Consider the following 25,870-nt stretch of genomic DNA (forward strand, 5'->3'; position numbering starts at 1 on the left):
TGTGTGGTGGCAACCCAGTCGCGCTGTGCCACCGATGATTATCTGCCTTTCCATTCGGGAGTACGTTTCTCATGAAAGGCACGCACACCGATCTGCACGTCCTCAGATGTCTGTAACCGCAACCCCGCAGCTTCGACGTCAACGCGCAGTTTTGCCTCACCGAACGCCAGGGTTTGGCGGGCAATCATCAGGGTTTCTTGAACTGCCAGTGGGGCGTTGGCAGCAATTTGCCGGGCCAGTTGAAGGGCCGTCTCCAACACGTGTTCATCGTCCACTGCGTGATTGATTAAGCCGAGCGCCTTTGCACGATCAGCTTCAAGCCGATTGCCAGTCAGTAGCAGTTCCATGGCGATGGCCGGCGCAATGCGTCGGATCAGTCGATAGATACCGCCTGCGCCAGCGATCAAACCACGCTTGACCTCGGGCAAGGTGAAGGTGGCATTTTTGCTTGCAACGATCAGGTCACAAGCGAGTGCCAGTTCAGTGCCGCCGCCAAGTGCCGCACCGCGAACGGCGGCAATCCAGGGCTTGCGCCGATTGGTATGGATCAGCCCCCCCATGCCGGCTTCGTTGATGGCGATTTGCTCGCCGATACCGGCAGCGATGTCGTCGAGATCGGCACCTGCGCAAAACGCCAGAGGCCCGGAGCCTGTCAGGACTACGACGCGGATGTCCGGGTTGGTTTCAGTCTTTTCGACCATGTGGGCGAGGGCGCGCGAAGCGCTGACGTTGAGAGCATTGCGCTTGTTCGGGCGATTGAGGGTGATCAGCGCAATACCGCCTTGTAGGTCCTGATAAATGACTTCTTCGTTCACGATTGCTTCCAGTGTCTGAGGTGGGTATAACTGATGATATGACAGTTATTTTCAGGCTGGTACCCATCCCAGACATGGAACACTTATGAAAGCGTTGCTGTGCAAAGCATTCGGCACCGCCGACAGCCTAGTCCTGGAAGATATCGTGAGCCCTGTGCCAGAGAGCGATGAAATCCTTATCGATGTGCACATGGCCGGCGTTAACTTTCCCGATATTTTGCTTATCGAAGGCAAATACCAGATCAAGCCGCCATTTCCCTTTGCGCCGGGAGGCGAGGCGGCCGGTGTAGTCGCCGCGGTGGGGGCGGGTGTCAGCCATTTGCAGCCGGGTGACAAAGTCATGGCGTTGACCGGCTGGGGCAGTTTCGCCGAGCAGGTTGTAGTACAAGCAAAAAATGTCATGCCGATGCCGGCCAGTATGGATTTTGCCGGCGCAGCAGGTTTCGGTGTGACCTATGGCACGTCAATGCATGCTTTGTGTCAGCGTGCCAGGCTGCAAAAGGGCGAAACCTTGTTGGTGCTGGGAGCTTCTGGAGGTGTGGGCCTTGCTGCCGTGGAGATCGGCAGGGCGATGGGAGCACACGTCATTGCGGCCGCCAGCAGCAGGCAAAAACTGGAAGTTGCTCGAGCGGCAGGTGCTCACGAGCTCATCTGTTATGGCAACGGCAGCCTCAAAGAGCAGGTCAATGCACTGACCGAAGGCCGGGGTGCTGACGTGATCTTCGATCCGGTGGGCGGCGATTTGTTCGATCAAGCGATCCGCGCTATTGCCTGGAATGGCCGTTTGTTGGTGATCGGTTTTGCAAGCGGGCGCATTCCACAATTGCCGGTCAACCTCACGCTGCTCAAGGGCGCGGCTGTCTTGGGCGTGTTCTGGGGGGCTTTCACCCAGCACCAGCCGCAAGAAAACCAGGCCAACTACCGGCAGTTGTTTGCCTGGCACGCAGAAGGCAAGTTGCGTCCATTGGTTTCACAGCACTATGCATTGGCTCGCGCAGGTGATGCGCTCGAAGCGCTACGTCTGCGCAAGGCGGTCGGCAAGCTTGTGGTCGAAATACGAAAGGGGAGTAGCTGATGGTTATTGTGGAAACGGTTCTCGCGCTTCGCACGCTGGTGGGGGGCGCACGGAGCGACAACAAGAAAGTTGCGCTCGTCGCTACGATGGGCAACCTGCATGAAGGGCACGTAGCGTTGATTAACGTCGCCAAGCAACACGCTGATTTCGTTGTGGCGACTATTTTTGTAAACCCCCTGCAATTCGGGCCTACGGAGGATTTGGAAAAATATCCTCGGACACCAGAGGCAGACCAGTCCAAGTTAAAAGACGCTGGCTGTGATTTGCTGTTTTTACCCGATGTGGCTGAGATGTATCCCGAGGGATTTGAGGCTCAACCGATGGTCAGTGTCCCGAGAGTATCAGACGGGCTTTGTGGTGCGGCTCGGCCGGGACATTTCAATGGAATGGCGACCGTCGTCAATAAGATGTTCAACGTTGTTCAGCCAGACATAGCCGTATTTGGGGAGAAGGATTATCAGCAGTTGGCCGTCATAAGGTCGATGGTCAGAAACCTGAACATCCCGATCGAAATTTTGGGTGCTCCTACCGTCCGGGCCGCTGATGGTCTGGCGCTCTCGTCCCGTAATGGATACCTCAATGAGCAGGAGCGCGCCGCTGCTCCGATCCTTTATCAATGCCTCAAGGACGTTGCCCTGTCTTTACAGCGCGGATGTCTGGACGTTGAACAACTGCTGGATGAGCAATGTAAGCGCATAACCTCCTCTGGGTTTCAGTTGGAGTATCTGGAAATAAGGAACGCGTATGATTTGAGCCTTACGTCGGAAACGTCCGGCCATCTTGTTATTCTCGTCGCGGCGCGTCTAGGGAAGACTCGGCTTATTGATAATGTTGTGGTCAGCGTAAGCGAGTTATAACGGACTGCCGCGCCGTTGCCGGCAACTCGCAAGGGTCCACGGTGGCATTTTCTCACTTCCACAGAACGTCGCCCCAAGTACTGCTCGACTCTGAAGAAGCCTGCCTGCGGGACAACGCCGGAAACTGGCAGCAACGGCTGTCACGCAAGCGCTAGGCTGACTGATCGATATTGGCTGAAGCAGCCTCTGTCGCGGCGTCAGGGGTTTAACTCGGTCGCAGCTTGAAGCGACAGACATGACCGCCCCGCACCATGCATTCGGTGTGCTCGACTTCACCACCGCCCAACGCGCCGATCAAGGCCAGGTCCAGCTCGCAGACCACGGGATGCGCGGCGGCGAGGCGGTGGAATACGCAGTTGTGCGCAACAATTTCCTTGTCGTTCGAGGTGCGAAAGATCACCTCGGCTTCATAGCCCGCATGGTTCATGTGCTGGACGATTTTGGCCTCATCCACCACCTGCTGCTCACGGTCGAGCGCCAGTTTGCGGCCCATGCTGCGCATCAGCGACGCGAGGGCATCAGGGCCGATGATGTCGGCCACTTCGTCGATCAGCACGCTGGCGAGCAACAGATACTGGCGAGGGAATTGCTCCTTCGCATGGTCCGTGAGCCGATACAGCTGCTCCGGACGCCGGCCTGTCGGACGGGTTTCGCCGCGCAGCACCAACCCGTCACGCTCCAGCGCCGCCAGATGTTGGCGAATCGCTGTACGGGTGACTGACAGATGGTCGGCCAACTCGTCAATGCTCATGCCACTGGCGTGGTACAGCAACGCATTGAGCAAGTCCTGCTGTGTGCGGCCCAGTCCTTCAAGCATGGTATGCCTCGCGCGGTATCAGAATTTGTCCGGGAACTGCTTGACCAGCGCGGCCGTCAGCGCCTCAGCCAGCGACACTATATGGGTACGCATCATCTGCCAGGTGCCAGCCTCGCCAGCGTAGTCGTGTGCGGCGAGTTGATCGACCTGAGCGATATGGTGGCCGCCGTGGGCTGCCAACATCGTGACCAGCGTACTTTCAGGCAGGTTGGGATTGGCTTTGGCCAGAAATGCCGCAATCGCCTTGGCGTTGCTGGTCAAGTCTGTGACGGCGGCCTGCTTGCCTTTCGCGTCCTTGGCGACCGTGGCGTCGCTGTAGTGTTTCACCGCGCCCCAATGACCGGCAAGCAGCTTGAGCAGTTGATCGGCAGCGGGTTGGCCATAGAGCGGCGCAATGCTGTTGGCGATTTTTGTGGCGTTGTCGACGACCTGGTCAGCCGCCACCTTGGCTTGCTGCTTGTTGGCCGCCTGGTTGGCGATGGCGTAATTCCTGATCCAGAAAATGTGCTCGACCCAAAGGTCGCGCAGCGCCAGACGCATGGTGAGCGCGAGGCTATCGGCCGCTGGCGGGGAGGCGGGGGGCGTTTGACTCCAGGCCGGTTGCGCGCAGAAGGCCAACAGTATTAAAGCCAAGGTTTTGATATTCATGACGGCACCCTTTGGTTTTTGGGATTGTTCGACAATATCAATTAAAGCATATAAATATGTTTTTATTGGCTCGCAGAAAAATCACTGATCAGCGGTCATAACTGCGCGCTGGATGCTGAGTACAGCAACCGCTCACAACCCTTCGCCCAGCAGTTTTAGATACTCGGGGCTCTCCGAGATCGAATTGTGCCCCGCCCCCGGAATGACCTTCAGCGAAGCAACACCTTTGGCGAAATGCCCGAGGAGTCGCTCCGTGCTTGAGCGCGGTATCACTTCGTCGTGCTCCGCTGCGATCAGCAGTGTGGGCACGGTGAGGCGGTCGGCGTACTTCCAGGATTCAAATTTATCCTTCAGCAGCCACTTCACCGGAAAGACCGGGAACTGGCGGGCGGCGAGTTCTTCCACGCTGTTATAGGGCGTGATCAGGATCAGGCGCGATGCAGGGCGTTGGCTGGCGAGGCGGATGGCGACTCCCGAGCCCAAGCTGCGACCGACTACTGCAACATGGGGATGGGTGGCGTGGACCTGGTCAAACAAGGCGACGGCATCGCGTTGGATCGCCTCTTCGGAGGGTGAACCGGAACTGCCACCGTAGCCTCTGTAATGAAGCAAGTAGAGCGCTTGATCGGCAAAGGCTGCGGAAAACGAGGGCAGGCTGCGAGACACGTCTTCGGCATTGCCACCGAAGTAAATCAACGCATTGGGGCCATCGTGCGGTCGGACCGAGACTAGCACCTGTGCATCGTCGACAGAGAGTGTGATCAGGCTAGCCGACGTCCCGATGGCACGGGGTTGCGGGAAGTAGATGAGCGCGCGCTGGAACACCAACAGCGCAGCGCAGAGCAGCAGGTACACAGCGACAATGATTACGACGAGAGTCATCAGGGCGCGCGACATTCGACTAAGTTTAAGGGGCGACATTGACTGTTCTGGACCTGAAGACGGCTATCGCTTGATCGCTTTCAGAGTGTAGTAGATCGATAGCGGGGCCAGCCGCTCCATGAAATCAGGAGGCAAGAACATGCTGACCCGAGCCATTCCATCCAGCGCTGAACCGTTACCTGTCGTCGGGTTGGGCACTTATCGGGGGCTGGATGTCGCACCCGTGGATCCCTCCTACAAAAACCTGCCGGCTGTTCTCCATGCGTTGTTCGAGAAGGGCGGAACCTTGATCGACAGCTCGCCCATGTACGGTCGCGCTGAGCAGACCAGCGGTGAACTGTTGTCGATTCATCAACCGCGCTCGCCGGCGTTTCTGGCCACCAAGGTCTGGACCCGCGGCCGCGAAGAAGGCATCGCGCAGATGGAGCAGTCCTTCAAGTTGCTGCAGACCGACCGCATTGATCTGATGCAAATTCACAACCTGTTGGATTGGAAAACCCATTTGCCCACCTTGCGCCAATGGAAGGAAGAAGGGCGCATCCGCTACATCGGCATCAGCCATTACACGGCGTCGGCGTATGACGAAGTGGAAGCGGTGCTCAGGGCCGAGCCGATGGATTTTTTGCAGATCAACTATGCCCTGGATGATCGTGCGGTCGAGAAACGCATCCTGCCGCTGTGTCGCGAGCGAGGCGTGGCGGTCATCTGCAATCGTCCGTTCGGCGGCGGTGGCTTGATCGAACGCTTGAAAGGCAAGCCTCTACCGGGTTGGGCTGCGCAAGTGCAGGTCAAAACCTGGCCGCAACTGGCGCTCAAGTACCTGCTGGCTCACTCGGCGGTGACCTGCGTCATCCCCGGCACCGGCAACCCGCGCTACATGGCGGAAAATGCCGGGGCCGGTTTTGGTCTGATGCTGACAGGCGCGCAGCGCGAACAGCTGATTGATGTGGTGCGGTAGAGGCGTTGCCACTGCGCTTACCGAGGTAGGGGCGCCTTTATGACGCCCAGTTTTTTGTGTGAGCAGGGGCGCCCATGGGTGAACTCGTTGCACCGCCATCGACGACGATCTCTGCACCCACGACGTTGCTGGAATCGCTGGAGGCGAGGAACAACGCAACGCTGGCAACCTCTTCGGCCTCGCCCATGCGGCCAAGTGGGATAGTGGTTTCAAGCTTTTTCTCCAGCGTATCCATTCCTGTCTTGGCGGCATGAGGATTCCAGACTGGTGTGCGTGCAGCCCCGGGTGTGATCTGATTGACCCGAATTCCACGTGGGGCAAATTCGGCGGCCATGACGCGTGTCATTGAGCGAACAGCGCCTTTGGTTGCCGCGTAAGCGCTGTAGCCAGGCCATCCCATGACGGCATGTACCGAGCCATTCAAAATGATCGATGCACCCGGATTGAGGTGTGGCTCAGCCGCCTGCACGGTAAAAAATGTGCCAGTGAGGTTGGTCTGAATGATGTTCTGGAACGTCTCCAGGGTGGTGCCGCCAACCGGCGTCAGCCCGGCTATGCCCGCATTGGCGAACACAATGTCCAACTTCCCGAATGCGGCGACGGCCTCGGCCACGGCGCGTTCAATCTCTTTAACGTCGGCGAGGTCTGCCTTGATTGCAAGCAGGTTAGGGCCCAAAGCCTCTCTGGCTTCATCCAGGGTTTTTTGACTGCGGCCCGTGATGGCGACTTTTGCGCCTTCAGCGATGAACAGTTTTGCAGTGGCCAAGCCCAGGCCGCTGTTGCCGCCGGTGATAAATGCCGTTTTTCCAGCCAGTTTCATGGGGATGCTCCGATGGTTTTATTATGCAACCTTTGGTGCCGACACAAATGTGCAAAAGGCATCCGCTTACGTCGCATGAGTTGAATTTGTGGTTTCATAATAAAACCACACGAAGCGATTTTTACCACCAAAGGTTGTATCATGCAACCACTTGTTGATGACGCATTGGCGTCGGTGCTGGAAACCATTAGAGAGAGGCGTCTTACGTGAAGCGTAAAAGTTTGCAGGGGAATGCTTGTCCAGTCGCTCGATCACTCGACCTTATCGGCGATTGGTGGTCGTTGCTGATTATTCGTGATGCGCTCGCGGGCACGCGGCGCTTCAGCGATTTCCAGAAAAGCCTGGATGTCGCGAAGAACATTTTGAGCACGCGCCTGAAAAACATGGTCGCAGAGGGTGTGATGCGGATGGAGCCAGCCGCTGATGGGAGTATTTACAAGGAATACGCGTTAACCGAAAAGGGCAGAGCGTTGCAGCCAGTCCTCATTGCGCTCTCGCAGTGGGGTAACGAGTTTATGTACGAGCCCGGTGAACTCGGATCGGTGATGGTCGATGCGAAGGACCGTCAGCCGATCAGAAAGCTGGAGCTGGTGTCAGTCGATGGACGGCATCTCAAGCCTGAAGATATTGCGACCAAATTGGGCGTTCCACACTGAGATCCGTTTTCGGGGTATGCCGAATTCGTCATCGACCTTGCCTAAAGCGATCAAGCCGCAGGCCTTGGATTGGGCCAGTCTGGACGGTCTGTTCAAGGAGTTGATTATGATCCGACTGTCCCTGATCGAGGCTCGTACGCTGGCCGAATCGATCCTGCTGCATAACGGCTTCAACCTTGCCCACGCGCAGGCGGTGGCCGCCACGGTGATTGCCGGCGAGCGCGATGGCTGTGCCTCCCATGGTTTGTACCGGATTCTGGGCTGCGTGAACTCGCTGCGGGCCGGCAAGGTGGTGGCTGATGCCGAACCGCAGGTGATCGATCAGGCGCCTTCGATCGTGCGTGTTGACGCGGCGGGCGGTTTTTCGCAATTGGCCTTTCAGGCGGGGCTGCCGCTGCTGGCGGAGAAAACCCGGGCCAACGGTATTGCGGCGCTGGCGATCAATCGCTGCGTGCATTTCTCTGCGCTGTGGGTGGAGATCGAGCAATTGACCGCTGCGGGTCTGGTGGCGCTGGCCTGTAATCCTAGCCACGCCTGGGTCGCGCCAGCGGGAGGGAGCCAGCCCGTGTTCGGTACCAATCCCATCGCGTTTGGCTGGCCACGTTCGGGTAAGGACCCGTTTGTATTCGATTTCGCCACCAGTGCGATTGCCCGTGGCGATATCGAGTTGCATCGGCGTGCCGGCAAACCGATCCCCGAAGGTTGGGGGGTGGATGCCGAGGGGCAACCGACTACCGACGCTAACGTGGTGCTCGATGCCGGTGCGATGCTGACGTTCGGTGGTCATAAGGGTTCGGCGCTGGCCGCGATGGTGGAGTTGATTGCGGGCCCGTTGATCGGTGACTTGACCAGCGCCGAGTCGCTGGCCTACGACGCGGGCAGCAAATCGTCGCCGTACCATGGCGAGCTGATCATCGCCCTCGATCCGCGGCGCTTTCTCGGCGAGGCCACCGAGCAGCACCTGGCCCGTGCCGAAGGGTTGTTCGAGAGCATTCAAGGGCAGGGCGCCCGCTTGCCGTCGCAACGCCGTTATGAGGCGCGGGCGCGCAGTCTGGTGGACGGGGTGCAGATCCCCGAGGCCTTGTACAACGACTTGAAGGCATTGCTGGATTGACTGAAATGACCAGGGAACCTGTGGGATCGAGCTTGCTCGCGATGAACTCAAGAGCAACGCGTTAATTCAGAAAACACGCGTTATCGTTAACGTACATCGCGAGCAAGCTCGCTCCCACAGGAGATCATTGTTTTCTATAGCGGTTCTCGATGGCTGTGGCCGTCGACCAGGCGATTGATGCCCAACGGGTTGGCGTCTTGAAGCGCTTCAGGCAGCAGCGCATCCGGACAGTTCTGGTAGCACACCGGGCGCAGGAAGCGGTCGATGGCGAGGCTGCCGACCGACGTGCCGCGGGCATCGGAAGTGGCCGGGTAAGGCCCGCCGTGCACCATTGCATCACAGACTTCGACGCCGGTCGGGTAGCCGTTGAACAGCACCCGGCCGACCTTTTGTTCCAGCAGCGGCAGCAGTTCGCCATGGGTTCTCAGGTCGCCTGCTTCGGCAATCAATGTGGCGGTGAGTTGACCGTGCAAGCTCTGTAGTGCCCGTTGCAACTCGACCTTGTCGGCCACTTCGACAACGAGGGTGGTGGGGCCGAACACTTCTTCCTGCAGCAGCGGATCACCGTTGAGCAGCAGATTGACGTCGGCCTTGAACAGGTGCGGCTGGGCTTGATTTCCTTGTTGAGCCTTACCGGCGAGATGACGGATACCTGGATGACTCATCAAGGCTTGCACGCCGTTGCTGTAGCTGCGGAACGTGCCGGCATTGAGCATGGTTTGTGCCGGTTGTTCGTTCATCAACGTACTGAGCAGCGCAGTGAAAGCACTGAACCTTGGCGAGCTGATGCCGATCACCAGGCCTGGGTTGGTGCAGAATTGGCCGCAACCCTGTACCACCGAAGCCACCAGTTCACTGGCAATTTTCTCGCCCCGCCATTGCAGCGCTTCGGGTAACACCACCACTGGATTGATGCTGCTCATTTCGGCAAACACCGGGATCGGCTGCTTCCGAGCGGCGGCCATGTCGCAGAGGGCTCGACCCCCTTTCAGCGAGCCGGTGAACCCTACCGCCTGAATGGCTGGGTGCTTGACCAGCGCTTCACCGACACCCGCGCCGTAGATCATGTTGAACACACCCTTGGGCATGCCGGTTTGCTCAGCGGCGCGAATGATCGCATCGGCCACACGCTCGGCGGTCGCCATATGTCCGCTGTGAGCTTTGAACACCACGGGGCAGCCCGCCGCGAGGGCGGCAGCGGTGTCACCACCGGCGGTAGAGAATGCCAGCGGAAAATTGCTTGCACCGAACACCGCGACCGGTCCGACGCCAATCCGGTATTGACGCAGATCGACCCGTGGCAACGGCTGACGCTCGGGTAACGCACGATTGATGCGCGCGCCATAGAAATCGCCACGGCGCAGGACCTGAGCGAACAGACGCATCTGGCCGCTGGTGCGCCCGCGCTCGCCCTGAATCCGCCCGGCCGGCAGCGCCGTTTCACGGGTTACCAGCGCAACGAAGTCATTATCCAGTGCATCCAGTTGCGCGGCGATGGCCTCAAGAAATTCCGCACGCCGACTCGCCGGCAGGTTGCGAAAGATCGGGTAGGCGGTAGCGGCGGCTTGGGCGGCAGCGTCGACTTCCTCAACAGTGGCTTGCACAAAGGAATAGGGCAGGGCTTCACCGGTACTGGCGTCGTGGCTTTGCAAACGGATATCGCCAGCGGCGCTGCGCGCACCGCCGATGTAGTTGTGGCCGATGATCTCGGGCATAAAAAACTCCTATCAAAATGAGGCTGGGATCCGGTCCCTTGTAGGAGCGAGCTTGCTCGCGATGGACGTCAACGGTAACGCGTACTTTCTGAATAAACGCGTCGCTGTTGAGTTCATCGCGAGCAAGCTCGCTCCTACAGGGGCGGGGTTCAGGCCAACGAATCGCTGCGGCGTGTGGCCGCCGGTTGGGCGTTATCCAGTGCAGCAATGCGCGCGGCGGATTCGCTGTCCACCAGATGCAACGACTTGCCACGGGTTTCACGGGTCAGGCCAACGGCGACAATCGATATCAGCGCAGCACCGACCAGGTAGAAAGCGATCGGTGTCGAGCTGTGGTATTTGTTGAGCAAGGTGAGGGCAATCAGCGGTGCCAGCGAACCGGCGAAGATCGGCGCCACCTGATAACAAAGAGACAGCGCGGTGTAGCGAACATGGGTCGGGAACATCTCGGCCATCAGTGCCGAGTAGGGGGCGTAGGTCATCGACTCGATGGCCAGGCCCAGGGTGATGGCGGCGATGATGAGCCAGTTGTTGCCGGTGTCCATCATCGGGAAGCCGACGAAGCCCCAAAAAGCAGTCAGCACCGCGCCGGTGAGGTACACCGGTTTGCGCCCGATCAGGTCGGACAGATAACCCATCAACGGGATCAGGAAAAAGTGCAGCAGGTGCGCGCCGAACATCAGCAACAGGATCTGCGACGTGTCCTTGTGCACCACCAGTTTCAGGTAAGTAATCGAGAAGGTCACCACGGTGTAGTAGAGGATGTTCTCGGCAAACCGCGCACCGATACCAACCAGCACGGCACGCCAGTGATGCCGCAACACTTCGACCACGCCCAATTGCTGCTGCTTGTTCTGTGCCTGACGCGCTTGAGCTTCCTTGAAAATCGGCGCGTCATCGACGCTGGTGCGAATCCAGTAGCCGATCAGCACCACCACCGCTGAGAACCAGAACGCGACGCGCCAGCCCCAGGCGAGGAATTGCGCTTCTGACAGGTTCGACGACAGCAGCAACAGGGCGATGGTAGCCACCAGGTTGCCGGCCGGGACACCGGCTTGCGGCCAACTGGCCCAGAATCCTCGTCGATTATCCGGGCAGTGTTCGGACACCAGCAGAATCGCGCCGCCCCATTCACCCCCGAAGGCGAAACCCTGGATCAGCCGCAGCAGCACCAGCAATACCGGCGCGGCATAGCCAATCTGGTCGAAGCCAGGCAGGCAGCCCATCAGGAACGTGGTGATGCCGACCACCACCAGACTCAATTGCAGCAGGCGCTTGCGGCCGAATTTGTCACCGTAGTGACCGAACACCAAACCACCTAGCGGACGGGCCAGAAAGCCGACGGCATACAAGGCGAAAGCCGCAAGAATGCCGTCGACCGGGCTGTCGGTCTGGCGAAAAAACAATTGCCCGAAAACCAGTGCGGAAGCGGTGCCGTAGAGAAAGAATTCGTACCATTCGGCGACAGTGCCGGCCATGGCGGCGGCCACGACGCGCTTGAGTCCCGAGGGTGTGGTTGAGCTAGAGGTGCTTTGGGGATTGGACATGCTGACGATCCTTGTGGGGGCGCAAAGACAGGCAGCCGGGCCGGGTCCGCAAAGACCCGCCCGGCAATCACTCAGAGACCGACGTCCGGCAACTCCGGACGGTTGGCCAGGGCCTTGGCCATGATCTGCTCGACGAACACGCGGTCAGCTTCCGGCAGCGCCAGGCGTGGCGGACGGGTCAACGCGCTGCCACGGCCGGCGATGGCTTCGCATAGCTTGATGCATTGGACCAGGTCGGCACGGGCGTCGAGGTGCAGGATCGGCATCAGCCATTCGTAGATCGGCATGGCTTCGGCGAAGCGACCGGCCTTGGCCAGGCGGAAGATGGTTTCGCCTTCTTTCGGGAACACGTTCGACATGCCCGAGACCCAGCCTTCGGCACCCACCGCGATGCTTTCCAGCACCACGTCGTCGAGACCGGCGAACAGCACGAAACGATCGCCGACTTCATTGCGTATGTCGATGAAGCGGCGGGTGTCGCCGGAGGAATCCTTGAAGCACACCACGTTGTCGCAGTCGGCCAGGGAAATCAGGATGTCCGGGGTGACGTCGTTCTTGTAGATCGGCGGGTTGTTGTAGACCATCAGCGGTACGTCAGCGTTTTTCGCCACGTAGCGGTAGTGCTCGGCGGTCTCGAACGGCTTGGAACCGTAGACCAATGCCGGCATCAACATGATGCCATCCACGCCAACCCGGCGCACCGCGTTGGCGACCTTGGCCGCTGCCACGCTGGTGAATTCAGCCACACCGCAGATGACGGGGACACGACCACGGGAGGCGTCGACCGCGACTTCGGTCACGGCGATTTTTTCTTCAGCGGTCAGCGAGGTGTTTTCCCCCACCGAACCGCAGACCACCAGGCCCGACACACCGTCACGGATCACGTTGGAAATCACCTGATGGGTTTTTTCCAGGTTGATGGAGAAGTCATCGTTGAATTGAGTGGTCACCGCTGGGAAGACACCACTCCAGTTAATGCGCTTGCTCATTGTTGCCTCCGGTTCGTTAATTGTATTTCGTATACGATATGTTAAGTGACAATACTCGGCTAGTGCTTTTTTCAATCAATCTGTGGTTTTTTTCAGCCGTTGGTCGTATGGCGAGGGAGCTTGCTCCCTCTGCACTAAAGCGCCGCTGTCAGGCGTCAGGCCAGGTGTCTGACAGGCGGTAGCCTTGTGGCCACGGATCGCTTGGGTCGAGCAGCAATTGGTGAGTCCCGGTGATCCAGGCCCGGCCGGAAATACAGGGGTAGATCGCCGGACGCCCGGCCACCTCCGTCAGCGAATCAATGCGGCAATGAAACTCGGAACCGATGATCGAACGGCCAATAAAACGCTCCCCCACCTGCATCAATCCCTTGGCCTGCAGCACCGCCATGCGCGCCGAGCAGCCGGTCCCCGTGGGCGATCGATCGATCTTGCCGGGTTGAATCACCACCGCGTTGGCGCCGGTGGCGATGCCATTCTCATAAACGATGGGCGCGGCGATCTGGCAGAAGGAGATATGCGACCACTCGGGGTTCAGCGGATGCACGAAGCCCAATTGTTCGTTGGCCGCCCGGGTGATTTTCAGCCCGACCTCAACCAGCTCGGCCGCCTCGTCGGGACCAATGGAAAAGCCCAGGCGCTGGGCATCGACGATCACAAAACTATCGCCGCCATAAGCGGTGTCGACCTGCAATGAACCGAGGCCTTCGACTTCGATCCAGGCGTCGAGGCGATCAGCGAAGGAGGGCACGTTCTTGATTTCGACCCGTTCGACCTTGCCATCCCGGCAATCGGCCACGGCCTCGATCAACCCACCGGGTGCCTCGAGCACCAGCCGCGTTTGCGGTTCGGTCATCGGCAGGATGCCGCTGTCGAGCAATACCGTGGCCACGCACAGCGAGTTGGAGCCGGACATTGGTGGGGTGTCTGCCGGTTCCATGATGATCCAGGCCATTTGCGCCCGCGGATCCTTGGCCGGCACCAGCAGGTTGACGTGACGGAACACGCCGCCGCGAGGTTCGTTGAGTACAAAGTTGCGTAAGGTCTGGTCCTTGGCGATCCACCGCGATTGTTCCCACACGGTGGCGCCGGGCGGTGGGGCGACGCCGCCGACAATCACATCGCCGACTTCGCCTTCGGCGTGGCAGCTGACGACGTGAATTACTTTTGATGAACGCATGGTTTACTCCTTGTTTTGTTTGTTGAGGCCCCTTCGCGAGCAAGCCCGCTCCCACAGTGGATCGGTGGCGTTCACAAATTCAATGTGGGAGCGGGCTTGCTCGCGAAGGGGCCATCCGTTACTTCACTGATTTCAGAAACGCCGCCGTTTCCGCATGCACCGGATTGCCAATCACCTGATCCGGCGTGCCGATCTCATGCACCAAACCATTACGAAAGAACGCCACGCGGTCCGACACATCACGAGCGAAGCGGATCTCGTGGGTCACCAGCACCATGGTCATGCCGTCTTCGGCGAGCATGCGCATGGTGTCCAGCACCTCACCTACCAATTGCGGATCGAGGGCCGAGGTGGCTTCGTCAAACAGCATGTAGTGCGGGGACATGGCCAAGGCGCGGGCGATGGCCATGCGCTGCTGCTGACCACCGGACAACTTGCCCGGGAAAGCCTTGAGCTTGTCACCGAGACCAACGTGCGTCAGTTGCCGCACCGCCAGTTCCTCGGCTTCGGCCTTGCTCTTGCCCAGTACTTTGCGCGGCGCCAGCATCACGTTTTCCATCACGGTCAGGTGCGGGAAGGCGTTCCATTGCTGGAACACGATGCCGATCTTTTGCCGCAGGCGGTTGAGGTCAGTGGCGCCGTGGTGGACCTCGACGCCGTCGACGCGGATGTTGCCTTTCTGGATCGGCTCCAGGCCGTTGATGCACATCAGCAGGGTCGACTTGCCCGAACCGGAGCCGCCGATGATCGACACCACCTCGCCCTTGCTCACCGTCAGGTTCACACCCTTGACCACTTCTAGGTCGCCGAAGGATTTGTGTACGTTGTCGATCTCAATCATTTTCTTGCCACCTTCTTTCCAGACGAGCGCCGAGGCGGGCAACCACCAGGCTCATGACGTAGTAGATGAGGCCCGCGATGCACAACACCAGCAACGGCTCCTGGATGCGGGTCACGATGGTTTGCGAGGCGCGCAGCAGTTCGACGATGCCGATCCACATCACCAGCGCGGTGTCTTTCATCACGCTGAGCACCAGGTTCAGCCAGCCGGGGAACGCCACTCGCGTGGCCATTGGCAAGACGATCCAGCGCAGGTCCTGCAGAAAGCTCAGGCCCAGCGAACGACTGGCCCGGCGCACCGTAAACGGCACCGCCAGCACGCCGCCGCGCACGATCTCGGTGAAGTACGCGGCGGCGTAGACCCCGAGCACGATGCAGCCGACGCTGAAGGCACTGATGTTCAAACCGACGATGCTCTTGAGCGAGTTGAACAGCACGAACTGGATCAGCAACGGCACACTGCGAAACACGTCCAGCACCCAGGCCAGTGGCAGACTGGCCCGTGGCAACAGCGCCCGCACTACGCCGAATAACAGCCCGGCGAAAGAGCCGAGGATGATCGACCAGAACGTCAGTTGCAGAGTGACCCAGGCGCCGTTGAGCAGGAAATGCAGGTCATTCCAGGAAAAGCTGGTGGTAAACATACTCACGTCCTCAGTAACGGAACAGCCGCCAGGCCATCAGCCGGGCCGTCGCGACGATCGCCTTGGCAATCAGGTAATACAGCACCGCGGCGATGGCGAAGTATTCGAAGGTGCGGAACGTTTTGACGTTGAAGTCCTGGGTCACGCCGGTGAGGTCATTGTTCAGCCCGACGATCACGCCCAGCGATGTCATCAATACCGCCCAGACCATTTGATTGCTCAACGGGTAGAACACGATCCGCAATAACTGCGGAACGATGATCATCCGGTAGGCCTGAAAGGCACTCATGCCCAGCGAGCGCGCGGCACGCACTTGCGTGTCGGGCACAGCCTTGAGGCCGCCACGGAAGTTTTCCGCGAGATAACCGGCGTTGTTGAACGTGATCCCCGCCAATAGCGCGAACCATGAGCTGACGTGTAACTCCAGCGAACCGAGCCCGAAGTAGAGGACGTAGATCTGAAACAGCGATGGGGTGTTACGGGCGATCGACACCCAGCCGTTGCCGATGCCGCGCAGCATCGGGTTTTTGGCTTCGCGCATCACGGTCAGGGCCAGGGCGATCAGCACACCCAGGATCATCGACAACGCAGCGGTCTCGAACGTGACCAGGGCACCGGCGAGCATGTCGGGCAAGGCGCGCAGGGCCGAGCGCCATTGGAAGGTGTAATCAAACATGCGCGGGGTTCTCCAGGAGGGCGGCCGGTTGCAACCAGGCTGGCAGTCGACCGCTGGCCGTGGCGCGGCAAGCGGCGTCAACGCATTCGGCGAGGTTGGCGAAGTGCACCTTTCGACCCACTAGGCCGGGTGCGTAATGGGCGTACTTGCCCGAGTTGGTCATCAAGTTTTTTGCGGCCAGCGGGATCACCGGTTCGCCGAGCATGCACCAGCAGGTGTCGGTGACCAGAGTCGCACCGAACGCCTCGATCACGGCGATGTGCCCGGCTTCGCGGGCCTGCTCCAGCACCGCGCGGCCGCAGGTGATGGCGAGAACCACGTCAGGGTGCTTGTGCCGACCGCGGCATAGCCGCGCCAGGTGGGCGAATTCGCTGAGGGAGAAATGCGGGTTGCCCAGCGAGACCACGTCTACCCGGTTGTCGCGGGCACTGTTAAGTTCGCGCCAGCTGAGCAGCAGGTCTCGCAGGTGGATTTTTTCCACCGGCAAGGTTTCACCCGGCTCCAGAACCTGTGTCGGATCGAGTGCTTCCGGCGTGACCCCGGCGATATGGAACAACGGTGCGGCGGAGGTGGTGGCGAACGCCGCGCCGAAGGCTTTCAGGTCGTCGAGGTTTGGCTTGCGCTGTTCCAACCCGGACACCAGCGGGATCCGACTGCCTGCCAGAGCGCCGATGTGATAACCAAGCAGGGGATAAAACGAGTCATCCAGCTCGCCCAATGCCGGTAACTCGATGTGCAGACGCGCTTTGCGCTGGGCATCCAGGTGGCAACCGATCAGGGGCGCGCGGCCGGTCAGGGCGATGCAGATGTCCAGGTAGTCCGGGTATTTCAGGGTCCGTGCGCCGAGCACACTGTTGGCATAGACCACGGCGTTGGATTCGGCCCAGACGATTTGCTCACCCGCCGTTGGCGCGCTGTCCAGCAGGTAGGGCGCGCAGGTAAAACTGAGCTGTGCGCCCATCGCCATGTAAGCATCGCCCAAGGCGCTGGCCGGTACGCCCAATGCCGGGTCGATGCCCAATTCACGCCAGCGGCGCTGGTCGACGGAAATCGAATTGAGCGTGGTCGGCACCCGTACTGTTGCGCCCCACTGCACCAACTGTTGGGCAAATTTCAGGCTTGCCGGACCGGTATAGATGCAGCCATCAATGTGTGCCTGAGTGATATCCACCAAGCGCCGGGCACCTTGTATCTCGGCCATGCGCAGGACGATCTGCATGGCGATCTGCGTGGCCTTGCCATGCTTGCCATCAAGCAGCGCCAGGTCGTGCTCGGTGAGCTCGATCGAGGTGCTTGTTTCTGCTGTGTTCAATGGAGTGCCGAGTGCCTGCCAGGCATTGCCGGGCAGGTGATCGAACAGTGTCAGCGATGTGTCTTCGACCCGAGCGAAGGCCTTGCCGCGCAACGCGGCAAAGGCTTCCCGGCCGATGCACAGCACCGGCAGGGAACGCTCAAAAAGGGTCTGTGCCACGAGCACGCCCAGGGTCAGGATCTCATCGGGTTCGGCCAGTACCAGTGCGGCCGGTGCGTGACCGTTGCTGATCAACTCCATCAGCACACTGCTGCCGGTACACGAACCGCGGCCACTGGGAATGGCCAGCACACGGCCGGCCAGGTGCTCGCCGCTGAGGGGGTGATGACGGTCAATGACCTCACCACTAAACGGGTCAACGCCGCCCCAGAAACTCAGCCCGACATCGGCGAACAACAGGGCGCCTTGGGCGGCACCCGCGACCAGACTGCGACCGGTCAGAGAAGTGAACCTAGGCATGCAGGACACCTTAGTAGTAGACCTTAGGCACGGTCAGGTCGGAGGGCGAGATTTCGGTGCCGACCCATTTGGTGAACAACTCGTTGTAACGACCGCTGCGCACCTGCTGATTGACGAACAGATTGAGGTAGTTAAGCAGGCCATACTCGTTGCGCTTGGCGCCGAGGGAGACGTAGTCGATGGTGTACGGCGCATTACCGGCGATTTTCAGGTTCTTGTACTTGCCTGATTTGATCGTGGCGGCGGCCACGGTATTGGTCACGACGGTGGCGTCGATGTGGCCCTGGGCAACCGCCAGTAGCGTGTCGTTTTGCGATTGGTAGGCACGGAAGGAACCGCTGCCCCAGTTCTTCACGTCTTTTTCCAGGGCGATGGCTTCATAGGTGCCGCTGGTGTTACCCAACGCTTTGCCTTTGATATCGGCGAAGCTGTTGATGCCGGTGTTATCGCGGGTCAGGACCACCATCTGGAAGGCAAAGTACGGCACGGTGAGACCGACTGTCTTGGCCCGTTCGAGGGTGTCGGAGGTGGACGCGACGATCACGTCGGCACGCCCGGAGACCAGCGCCGGAATGCGATCAGGGAAGGGCGTTTCAACCACTTCGGCCTCGACCCCGAGGATTTTCGCCAGGTCCCGGCAGTAGTCCACGTCGAACCCGGCAGGGTTGTTGCCTTCATCGCGGAAACCCATTGGCGGGAAGTCCAGGGTCACGGCGCAACGCAGTTTGCCCGAACCAATAATGTCGTCGAGCTTGTCGGCCTGGGCGGTGGCGATAAAGGAAGTACTGAGAACAGCGCTGAGGGCTACGGCAAATGCGGGGTTTTTCATAGAGGCCTCGTTGTGGTTGGTGTGCTGTCAGATATCGTATTGGGGATTTCGTATACGATATTAACCATAGCAACGGACGTGCCTGTTTTCCTCCCGTGGACAGAATTAATTGTCAGCCCTTGAGTCAGAGGGGGTTCAGAGAAGGGTGGCCAAAAACAGCACCGTGGTGCGGATCAGGGAGGTGTTACAGAAGGGAGCACCACCGGTCTCTGGCGCCCCTTAAAGGAACACTCTAACGGCGGTTGTCGCGAAACTGGCTCGGCGCCAGGCTGGTCAAGGCGCGGAACTGTCGGCTGAAGGCGCTGTGGTCGGTGTAACCACAGCGCAGCGCGATTTCGGTGATGGGCAGGTCGGTGTGCAACAACAGCCGCGAGCCTTCTTCCAGGCGGGCCTTGTGAATCATCTGCCGTGGGGTGAGCTGGAACACGCGTTTGCAGTGGCGCTCCAGTTGCGCCACGGAGTACCCGGCGATCGCAGTCAGCTCGGCAAGGCTGATAGGGCGGGCGAAGTGGCTGCGGATATGCGCGTCCACCGCCGCAAGTTTCTGGAATGCCGGATGGCTGGACTGGGGCAATTGCAGGTCACGGGAGATGCCGGCCAGGCCGACGATTCGACCCTGTTCATCCTGCAGCGCGAGTTTGTGGGTCAGGCACCACACGGGCTGGTTTCCGAAGTACAGGTGCAGTTCGAGTTGGTCGGCCAATTCACGGCCGGTGGACAGCACGCGCCGGTCCTGCTCGGTGTACAACGGGCCGTAGCGCGCAGGAAAGACCATTTCGGCGGTGAGCCCGAGCAACTCGTCACGGTGTTTGAAGCCACAGCGCCGGGCCAGGGTCTGATTGACGAAGGCGTAGCGGGCCTCGTTGTCCTTGATGAAAAACACCACGTCCGACAGGGTGTCGAACAGCGCCGCGATGGGCTGCAGGCTGCTCAGCAGGGTCGGCAGGTCGCAAGGTTTGAAGGTCGTGAGCGAGGCATACATGGCGCTGGGCGTCTGGTGGTAATCCTCGGGATCATAAAGACTCGGCCGCGCTCCCGAAAGCCCTGGCCCGGTAATCAAACTGGCGGGGTGTCGTCCAGGCACAGCAGTGTCTCGATCCGCGCCGGGCTGAACGGCGGGCGTGGCGCCGAAGGTTGCCAGCCGAACAGGTGCTGCAACGCGCCGCCACACACCCGCCCCTGACAGGCGCCCATGCCGCAGCGACTGGCCAGTTTGGCTGCGCGCCAGTCAGTGTGCCCGGTCAGTGCCGCGTAGGGCACGTCTTCGCAACGGCACACCAGGGTGTCGGCCTGCGCCAGTGACTTGAGTTGCAGGTCGAGGGCAAACGCTGCGTTCAGGGCGTTGGCGAAACCCTGCCAGCGTGCACGACGCGGCCATAATGCCTGGGCCGCCTCATGTTCATCGACGGCCGCATGGCCGGCAATCGCACCTTCGACCAACGCCAGTTCACTGCCACCGAACCCGGTGCACTCACCTGCCGCGTAGTGATCGGCGCGGCTTGTGGTTTGCCAGGCATCGACGGCGAGTGTCTGGCCGTCGAGATCACAGCCCAGGGCCTGGCCAAGTTGAGTGTTGGGGATCAGACCGAAGCCACAGGCCAGGCGATCACATTCCAGTTCGATGATGTTGCCTTGCTGTTGCAGACGCACACCTTCCAGTCGCTCAGTGCCCAGGGCTGCGAGCACGTGGGTTGCGGTGCGGTAATGGCGGTCGAACAAGGTGAACGACTGCAGCAGTTTGTTGGGCCAGCGTGGCAGTTGCGCGGCGAAACCGGCGACAGCGGCGGTGGAGGCCTGCTCGGCGATGCGCAGGATTTTTGCGCCATGATGTTTTGCGGTGGCAGTACTCGCCAAGAGTAACGGCCCACTGCCGGCGATGACCAATCGTTCGCCTTGCACCGCAAGACCGCCCTTGATCAGTGCCTGAAGGCCGCCCGCGCCCGTTACGCCAGGCAACGTCCAGCCGGGAAAGGGCAGCAGCAACTCGCGGGCGCCGGTGCACAGAATCAGTTTGTCGTAAGCGATCAGCCAACCGCGCTCAGCGTCTTCAACCAGCAGTTGTTTTGGCGCGGCGCAGGCGATCACACGGGTGCCGGCGTGGCGGCGAATGTTGCTGCATACCTCCAGTCGTTCGCGCATCTGGCGTGCCTGTTTCGGCAGTTTGGCCTGCGGACCATCGCGCCAGATTTGCCCGCCCGGCAGTGGATTGTCGTCGAGCAGGACGATGCGTGCACCGCTTGGCGCGGCGGCGAGCGCGGCGGCCATACCGGCAGGACCGGCACCGATGATCAGCAGGTCGGCGTATTCGTTCATGGGCGCGTCTCCACATGCATGCCGTCACGGCACAGCGTCTGGCAGGCCAGGCGCCGTCGACCGTCGATGGTCACCCGGCATTCCTGGCAAATGCCCATGCCGCACAGGGGGGCGCGGCGTTGGCCACTGACCGAGGTTCGACTGCAACCGTCGCCGCCCAGGGCCAGCGCAGCGGCGACACTCGTGCCTTCGACAACGCGCAGGGCACGGCCGTCCAGCATCAATTCAGGCATAGGCAGGTTCTCCGAGAAAACGCTGTGGCAGATAGGGTTGTGCAGCCAGCGGCGGCGTTTCGTTGAACAGTTGGGCGACCAGCAAATCAGCCGTGCCGGGGGCCGTGGTAACGCCCAGCCCCTCGTGGCCGACTGCCAACCATAGGCCTTTGCGTTGCGGGTGTTGGCCTACCAGCGGCAAGCCGTCGGGACTGGCGGCACGAAACCCGGTCCAGGCGCGGATGCCATTGAGTTGCGCCAGACCAGGCATGTACTCGGTGGCGCGCCTGAGCATTTTCGCGAGCATCCAGCCTTCGACCTGCGGATCGGTGGTGCCGAATTGCCGGGAGGCGCCAATGAATAATTGGCCGGTCGGCCGAGGCTGAATATTGCACGCCGTCGAAGGGCCGGTGGCGTTATGGGCACTGGTGACGTAACCGAGTTCCACCAGGGTGTGGGTGACTTTTCCGGGGTAGCGGTCGGTGATCAGCAAATGGCCTTTCTTCGGCTCGATCGGCAGTTCCGGGCATAGATCGTTGGCCTGAATGCCGTTGGCCAGAATCACCGCTTCAGCCCTCAACCACTGGCCATTATCGAGGCGCACGCGGTCGCCATCGACTTCGCCGACCCGCGCCCGGCGCTGGCTGATGTTCGGCGTTTCGAGCATCCAGTTGGCGGTCGCGGGGGCATACAGAATGCCGTCGCCATTGATCAGTAAGCCACCTTCCAAACCCTCGTTCAACTCGGGCTCGCGCTCGCGCAAGGCACGGCGGGCGATCAGCTCGCAGGTGACGCCTCGGGCTTGAAGGTTCAGGTATTTACTGTGGGCCACCGCCATTTCTTCGGCATTGGCCGCCAGCCAGAGTGTGCCGTTGCTGCGGTAGGCGCAGCCGTCTGGCAGGTCCGGCCCGTGCTCGCGCCAGCGTTGCAGGGAATATTGACTGAGGGCCAGCTCGGCCGGGTTATCGTCGAGGACCAGCAGGTGACCCATGCCCGCGGCCGTGGCGCCGGGCAGCCCGGCATCCAGCACCAGCACGCGCAAGCCACGCCGCGCTAACGCCTGGGCACAGGCCGCGCCGATAATGCCGGCGCCGATTACGATCACATCGGCCACCAGGCCTTCGCTCACGGGCGAATGCCCCAGGCAAACGGGTCGTCCTGTTCGATGATCAGGCTGGCTTCGGCGCTGATGTAGGCGCGTCCACGAATGGTCGGCACGATGCGCTCGCCTTGAAGTTCGTAGGAGCCTTCGAACTCGCTGCCAATGACACTGGCCTGGCGCCAGATCTGTCCCGGCTGCAACTTGTCGTCGGCCGCCAGGCACGCCAGTTTGGCACTGGTGCCGGTGCCGCAGGGCGAACGGTCGTAGGCCTTTCCGGGGCAGAGGACGAAGTTACGGCTATCGGCCTGCTCGTCATCCGCAAACAGCTCGACGTGGTCAATCAGCCCGCCGTCCTCGCCACGAATCCCCTGTATTTCCAGTGCCTGCTGCACGGCAAAGGTATACGCGGTCAATGCATCGAGGTTGTCGCCGGCAACCCGCAAACCATGTTCGGCGATCAGGAAAAACCAGTTACCACCCCAGGCAACATCGCCCACCACTTGGCCGATACCTGGCACTTCAAGCACCAACGCTTTGCGGTAACGATAGGCCGGCACGTTGCGTACGCTCACCGAATGGTCTTCGTGCAGTGTCGCCTGCACGGTGCCCACCGGCGTCTCGATACTGTGCACGCCGGGGCCGATCTTGCCCAGGTGCGCCAGCGAAGCCACCAGGCCGATGGTGCCGTGGCCGCACATGCCGAGGTAGCCACTGTTGTTGAAGAAAATCACCCCAGCACAGGCCGACGGGTCGACCGGCTCACAGAGCAGGGCGCCGACCAGCACGTCGCTGCCCCGTGGTTCGAGCACACAGGCGGCGCGCCATTGGTCATGATGTTCGGCCAGTCGCTGTCGACGTTCGGCCATGCTGCCGCTGCCCAGGTCTGGAAAACCGGCCGTCACCAGGCGGGTCGGTTCGCCGCCGGTGTGGGAGTCGATCACGCTGATGCGTTTCATAAGATGGCCACGTCCATTTAGATGAGTGAACGAAAGAGTGGCTTGTACCGGGGCTTGCCGGCTTGATGGTTTTATCCAGTGCCGATGACGAAATCGGCACAGTGCGGTGAGCGATCAGTGAGGGTGAGGCAGGTGCTCGAACAGCGTCTTGCACACCCCGGCAATGTGCTCGTCGAGCAGCTTTACCGCCAGGTCCACATCGCCGGCGCGACAGGCGGCAAGGATTTCCCGGTGTTCATGATCGGCGCGATCCTTGCCGGCCGAGAGGCTCATCTGCATGCGCAGGTAACGCTCCAGCTTATCGTTGACCGAGCGGATCAGGCCGACCAGAAACGGCCGTTGCGCCGGTTCGTACAGGCAGGCGTGCAGTTCCCAGTTGAGCTCGGCCCAGCGTCCCACGTCATCTTCGCCAATGAACTCCTGGCAAATACGTTCGGCACGGGCGAAGGTTTCTTCAGTCATGTTGGGAATGGCCAGGCGCAGCACTTTGTCTTCGAGCAACATGCGCACTTCAAACATCTGCGCCAGTTCCGCATCGGACACCCGCGTCACCATCGCCCCGCGATTGCGCTGGAACATCACCAGGCCTTCGGCCTCCAGGCGCTTGAGCGCCTCGCGCACCGGAATCTTGCTGACGTTGAACTGACGGGCAATGTCGTCCTGCCGAATCGGCTCGTCCTCGGCAAAATGCCCGGCGACGATGGCGTCCCGCAGATGACGGGTGATGATTTCCGACGTCGAAGGCGCATTGCCAAGGTCTGGAGCATTGAATTTGGGTAGGGTCACGGCGGCGGTCGTTCGGAATGAGTTGGCGATATGGTATACGAATTTGTCCTGATGTTCCTTTCACTGCATCCCTGCAGGCGTTCTCACTGACTGAATCATCCTGCGTGAGAACCCCTGTTACAGACGCAGCATTCGTTCACGTTACCTTTCTTGGAAAGTCACCCACCATTCATGCGAAATCTGGCAACAGTCTTTGTCCAGTAGGTCGCTGTTTGGGGGAAGGGTAAACACCTAGCATCGTCTCTACCCCGTGAGCAAACCGAGTAGGTATCAACTAACTCACGAGGCGAGAAATCGGAAATCCAATGCGACCTTTACGATCATCCCGGTCGCAGAGTGAGCCTTAAACGAGACGGTGAATATCATGAGGATCTTGAAGTTGGCGGTAGTTCTTGCTCTTGCCGGTATAGGCGCACAGGCCTTTGCAGACGAGAGCCATTCAACGGAGGCGGCCAGCAACGCACCTGTCGAAATTTATACCTACGGCACAAAACTGGACATCAGCAAAGTCATTACGATTTCTGAGATCCCGGACGAGTGTGCCCCGGTTCCGGTTCAAATGACTTATGAAGACTCTCACGGTCAACAACATGTCATGCAGTACCAAGTGATGGGCACTGGTTGTTCAAACGGTTGAGTACGGTGCGGACGATGGAGGGTCGACACTCCATGCCTGCAGCAACGGTGAATCAAGATTGCTTATTTGGTTATGAGCCTACGATTTTTTGATCGGCTGCCAATAACCCCGGTATGTGATCCTTGAGAAACGCTACCCATGTCTTTGTTTTCGCATCGACGAATTTTCGTGATGGGTATATTGCAAATAAATTGAACTGCTCAAATTTATACCCCGGCAACACCCGCACCAAGGTGCCTGCCCTCAGGCCGTCAACTGCAGAAGCAATCGGCTGAATACCAATCCCCATCCCATTCGCTATAGCGACGGTCATCGCATCGGCGGTGTTGACGTGAAAGGGAGATTGCGGGATGTGCACCGTCTCCACGCCTTCAGGCCCTTCTAATGCCCAGTTTTCAACCGGCATGACCGTATTAACAATTCTCAAACAATCATGTGAGCAAAGATCACTCGGCGAAGCAGGGTGCCCGCGTTTCTTCAAGTACGTTGGCGAGGCGCAGAGAATGCTGTAAGTGATGCCGAGTTGCTGAGCTACAAATCCTGAATCGGGTAGATCCCGCGCTAAAACAATCGACATGTCATACCCTTCCTCCAGCAGATCGGGTAGCCGATTGGTCAGGGTCAAATCAAACATGACCGAGGGATGAGTCGCTCTATACCGGGCGATCGCATCGATCACGTAATGGTTGCCAATGGCTGACATGGCGTGAATTTTCAGCCGGCCAACGGGCAGGGTATGAGCCGTACCTGCTTCCTCATCGGCTTCACGGACCTCATCAAGAATCCGCTCGCATCGATGCAAATAACGCGTGCCTGCTTCAGTCAACGCCAAGCGTCGGGTCGTGCGGTTAATCAGCCGCGTTTGAAGCCTGGCCTCCAGACTGGAGACAGCTTTGGAAACGTTGGTTGTCGTGGTGTCCAAAATATCCGCGGCCGCCGTAAAGCTGCCGCTTTGAGCGACAGCAACGAAAACACGCAGGGTCTGGAAAACGTCCATCGTTTTCACCTCTTTGGGAGTGCGTAAAGGGGCGGTC

The 25,870-nt window shown here is 60.1% G+C and carries 27 protein-coding genes; 6 read left to right on the top strand and 21 right to left on the bottom strand.

Annotated elements, in window-relative coordinates; translation table 11 throughout:
• Positions 1-38 precede the first annotated feature (38 nt).
• Positions 39-815 (bottom strand): enoyl-CoA hydratase-related protein, encoded by a 777-nt coding sequence (locus JFU37_RS01855; protein ID WP_201112267.1) that lies wholly within the window; start codon positions 813-815, stop codon positions 39-41.
• An 85-nt stretch (positions 816-900) separates the two neighbouring features.
• Between JFU37_RS01855 and JFU37_RS01860 the strand changes: the two genes are divergently transcribed.
• Entirely contained in the window at positions 901-1,890 is a 990-nt protein-coding gene (locus tag JFU37_RS01860) for an NADPH:quinone oxidoreductase family protein (protein ID WP_201112270.1), read from the top strand.
• On the top strand, positions 1,890-2,747 hold the full coding sequence (gene panC, locus JFU37_RS01865) for a pantoate--beta-alanine ligase (RefSeq protein ID WP_201112273.1): 858 nt from the start codon (positions 1,890-1,892) through the stop codon (positions 2,745-2,747). Before JFU37_RS01860 ends, panC begins: the two co-directional genes overlap by 1 nt.
• 205 nt (positions 2,748-2,952) lie before the next feature.
• On the opposite strand, the gene JFU37_RS01870 is transcribed toward panC, so the two are convergent.
• The 3 genes from JFU37_RS01870 to JFU37_RS01880 form a co-directional block, all read right to left on the bottom strand.
• Complete coding sequence (locus JFU37_RS01870) at positions 2,953-3,564, bottom strand: helix-turn-helix transcriptional regulator (protein WP_201112275.1); 612 nt, start codon at positions 3,562-3,564, stop codon at positions 2,953-2,955.
• Positions 3,565-3,582: 18 nt separating this feature from the next.
• Positions 3,583-4,212: a hypothetical protein gene (locus tag JFU37_RS01875; RefSeq protein WP_201112277.1), complete on the bottom strand. Its 630-nt coding sequence runs from the start codon at positions 4,210-4,212 to the stop codon at positions 3,583-3,585.
• Positions 4,213-4,344: 132 nt separating this feature from the next.
• Positions 4,345-5,133 (bottom strand): alpha/beta hydrolase, encoded by a 789-nt coding sequence (locus JFU37_RS01880; protein WP_201112279.1) that lies wholly within the window; start codon positions 5,131-5,133, stop codon positions 4,345-4,347.
• A gap of 100 nt (positions 5,134-5,233) precedes the next feature.
• Here JFU37_RS01880 and JFU37_RS01885 point away from each other — a divergent pair, with 100 nt between their 5' ends.
• Complete coding sequence (locus tag JFU37_RS01885; protein WP_201112281.1) at positions 5,234-6,052, top strand: aldo/keto reductase; 819 nt, start codon at positions 5,234-5,236, stop codon at positions 6,050-6,052.
• Between the two features lie 37 nt (positions 6,053-6,089).
• On the opposite strand, the gene JFU37_RS01890 is transcribed toward JFU37_RS01885, so the two are convergent.
• Positions 6,090-6,872, bottom strand: a complete 783-nt coding sequence (locus JFU37_RS01890) for an SDR family oxidoreductase (RefSeq protein WP_201112283.1) — start codon at positions 6,870-6,872, stop codon at positions 6,090-6,092.
• A 206-nt stretch (positions 6,873-7,078) separates the two neighbouring features.
• On the opposite strand from JFU37_RS01890, the gene JFU37_RS01895 reads away from it, so the two are divergent.
• Positions 7,079-7,528 (top strand): winged helix-turn-helix transcriptional regulator, encoded by a 450-nt coding sequence (locus JFU37_RS01895; protein WP_201112285.1) that lies wholly within the window; start codon positions 7,079-7,081, stop codon positions 7,526-7,528.
• A 106-nt stretch (positions 7,529-7,634) separates the two neighbouring features.
• A complete protein-coding gene (locus tag JFU37_RS01900; protein WP_201112287.1) occupies positions 7,635-8,642 on the top strand; it encodes an Ldh family oxidoreductase in 1,008 nt (335 codons plus the stop codon).
• Between the two features lie 134 nt (positions 8,643-8,776).
• Here the strand turns inward: JFU37_RS01900 and JFU37_RS01905 are convergent, their stop codons facing one another.
• The 15 genes from JFU37_RS01905 to JFU37_RS01975 all read right to left on the bottom strand — a co-directional run bounded on the left by JFU37_RS01905 (position 8,777) and on the right by JFU37_RS01975 (position 24,199).
• Positions 8,777-10,357 carry an aldehyde dehydrogenase (NADP(+)) gene (locus JFU37_RS01905; RefSeq protein ID WP_201112289.1) on the bottom strand — a complete coding sequence of 527 codons (1,581 nt, stop codon included), beginning with the start codon at positions 10,355-10,357 and terminating at the stop codon, positions 8,777-8,779.
• 149 nt (positions 10,358-10,506) lie between these two features.
• The gene (gene abaF, locus JFU37_RS01910; protein WP_201112291.1) at positions 10,507-11,904 is read right to left on the bottom strand and encodes a fosfomycin efflux MFS transporter AbaF; all 1,398 of its coding nucleotides are present in this window, start codon (positions 11,902-11,904) and stop codon (positions 10,507-10,509) included.
• Between the two features lie 71 nt (positions 11,905-11,975).
• Positions 11,976-12,893 carry a dihydrodipicolinate synthase family protein gene (locus tag JFU37_RS01915; RefSeq protein WP_201112293.1) on the bottom strand — a complete coding sequence of 306 codons (918 nt, stop codon included), beginning with the start codon at positions 12,891-12,893 and terminating at the stop codon, positions 11,976-11,978.
• Between the two features lie 148 nt (positions 12,894-13,041).
• Complete coding sequence (locus tag JFU37_RS01920; RefSeq protein WP_201112295.1) at positions 13,042-14,070, bottom strand: trans-3-hydroxy-L-proline dehydratase; 1,029 nt, start codon at positions 14,068-14,070, stop codon at positions 13,042-13,044.
• A gap of 118 nt (positions 14,071-14,188) precedes the next feature.
• The gene (locus JFU37_RS01925) at positions 14,189-14,911 is read right to left on the bottom strand and encodes an amino acid ABC transporter ATP-binding protein (protein WP_201112297.1); all 723 of its coding nucleotides are present in this window, start codon (positions 14,909-14,911) and stop codon (positions 14,189-14,191) included.
• Positions 14,904-15,554 carry an amino acid ABC transporter permease gene (locus tag JFU37_RS01930; protein WP_201112299.1) on the bottom strand — a complete coding sequence of 217 codons (651 nt, stop codon included), beginning with the start codon at positions 15,552-15,554 and terminating at the stop codon, positions 14,904-14,906. The genes JFU37_RS01925 and JFU37_RS01930 overlap by 8 nt, the downstream gene beginning before the upstream one ends.
• 10 nt (positions 15,555-15,564) lie before the next feature.
• Positions 15,565-16,230 carry an amino acid ABC transporter permease gene (locus JFU37_RS01935; protein WP_201112301.1) on the bottom strand — a complete coding sequence of 222 codons (666 nt, stop codon included), beginning with the start codon at positions 16,228-16,230 and terminating at the stop codon, positions 15,565-15,567.
• Entirely contained in the window at positions 16,223-18,001 is a 1,779-nt protein-coding gene (lhpI, locus tag JFU37_RS01940) for a cis-3-hydroxy-L-proline dehydratase (RefSeq protein WP_201112303.1), read from the bottom strand. The genes JFU37_RS01935 and lhpI overlap by 8 nt, the downstream gene beginning before the upstream one ends.
• 10 nt (positions 18,002-18,011) lie before the next feature.
• Positions 18,012-18,830 carry an ABC transporter substrate-binding protein gene (locus tag JFU37_RS01945; protein WP_201112305.1) on the bottom strand — a complete coding sequence of 273 codons (819 nt, stop codon included), beginning with the start codon at positions 18,828-18,830 and terminating at the stop codon, positions 18,012-18,014.
• Positions 18,831-19,062: 232 nt separating this feature from the next.
• Positions 19,063-19,812, bottom strand: coding sequence for an AraC family transcriptional regulator (locus JFU37_RS01950; RefSeq protein ID WP_201112644.1), 750 nt, complete (start codon positions 19,810-19,812; stop codon positions 19,063-19,065).
• A 74-nt stretch (positions 19,813-19,886) separates the two neighbouring features.
• Positions 19,887-21,143: an NAD(P)/FAD-dependent oxidoreductase gene (locus JFU37_RS01955; RefSeq protein ID WP_201112307.1), complete on the bottom strand. Its 1,257-nt coding sequence runs from the start codon at positions 21,141-21,143 to the stop codon at positions 19,887-19,889.
• Positions 21,140-21,376 carry a (2Fe-2S)-binding protein gene (locus JFU37_RS01960; protein ID WP_201112309.1) on the bottom strand — a complete coding sequence of 79 codons (237 nt, stop codon included), beginning with the start codon at positions 21,374-21,376 and terminating at the stop codon, positions 21,140-21,142. Before JFU37_RS01960 ends, JFU37_RS01955 begins: the two co-directional genes overlap by 4 nt.
• Positions 21,369-22,484, bottom strand: coding sequence for an NAD(P)/FAD-dependent oxidoreductase (locus JFU37_RS01965; protein WP_342214904.1), 1,116 nt, complete (start codon positions 22,482-22,484; stop codon positions 21,369-21,371). Before JFU37_RS01965 ends, JFU37_RS01960 begins: the two co-directional genes overlap by 8 nt.
• Complete coding sequence (locus JFU37_RS01970; RefSeq protein ID WP_201112311.1) at positions 22,481-23,413, bottom strand: 4-hydroxyproline epimerase; 933 nt, start codon at positions 23,411-23,413, stop codon at positions 22,481-22,483. Before JFU37_RS01970 ends, JFU37_RS01965 begins: the two co-directional genes overlap by 4 nt.
• Positions 23,414-23,527: 114 nt before the next feature.
• Positions 23,528-24,199 (bottom strand): FCD domain-containing protein, encoded by a 672-nt coding sequence (locus tag JFU37_RS01975; protein WP_201112313.1) that lies wholly within the window; start codon positions 24,197-24,199, stop codon positions 23,528-23,530.
• 364 nt (positions 24,200-24,563) lie between these two features.
• Between JFU37_RS01975 and JFU37_RS01980 the strand changes: the two genes are divergently transcribed.
• Positions 24,564-24,836 carry a DUF2790 domain-containing protein gene (locus tag JFU37_RS01980; protein ID WP_201112315.1) on the top strand — a complete coding sequence of 91 codons (273 nt, stop codon included), beginning with the start codon at positions 24,564-24,566 and terminating at the stop codon, positions 24,834-24,836.
• 70 nt (positions 24,837-24,906) lie between these two features.
• Here JFU37_RS01980 and JFU37_RS01985 read toward each other — a convergent pair whose 3' ends face one another.
• A complete protein-coding gene (locus tag JFU37_RS01985) occupies positions 24,907-25,833 on the bottom strand; it encodes a LysR family transcriptional regulator (RefSeq protein ID WP_201112317.1) in 927 nt (308 codons plus the stop codon).
• Positions 25,834-25,870 lie beyond the last annotated feature (37 nt).

Source organism: Pseudomonas sp. TH41, from assembly GCF_016650695.1.
GTDB lineage: Bacteria > Pseudomonadota > Gammaproteobacteria > Pseudomonadales > Pseudomonadaceae > Aquipseudomonas.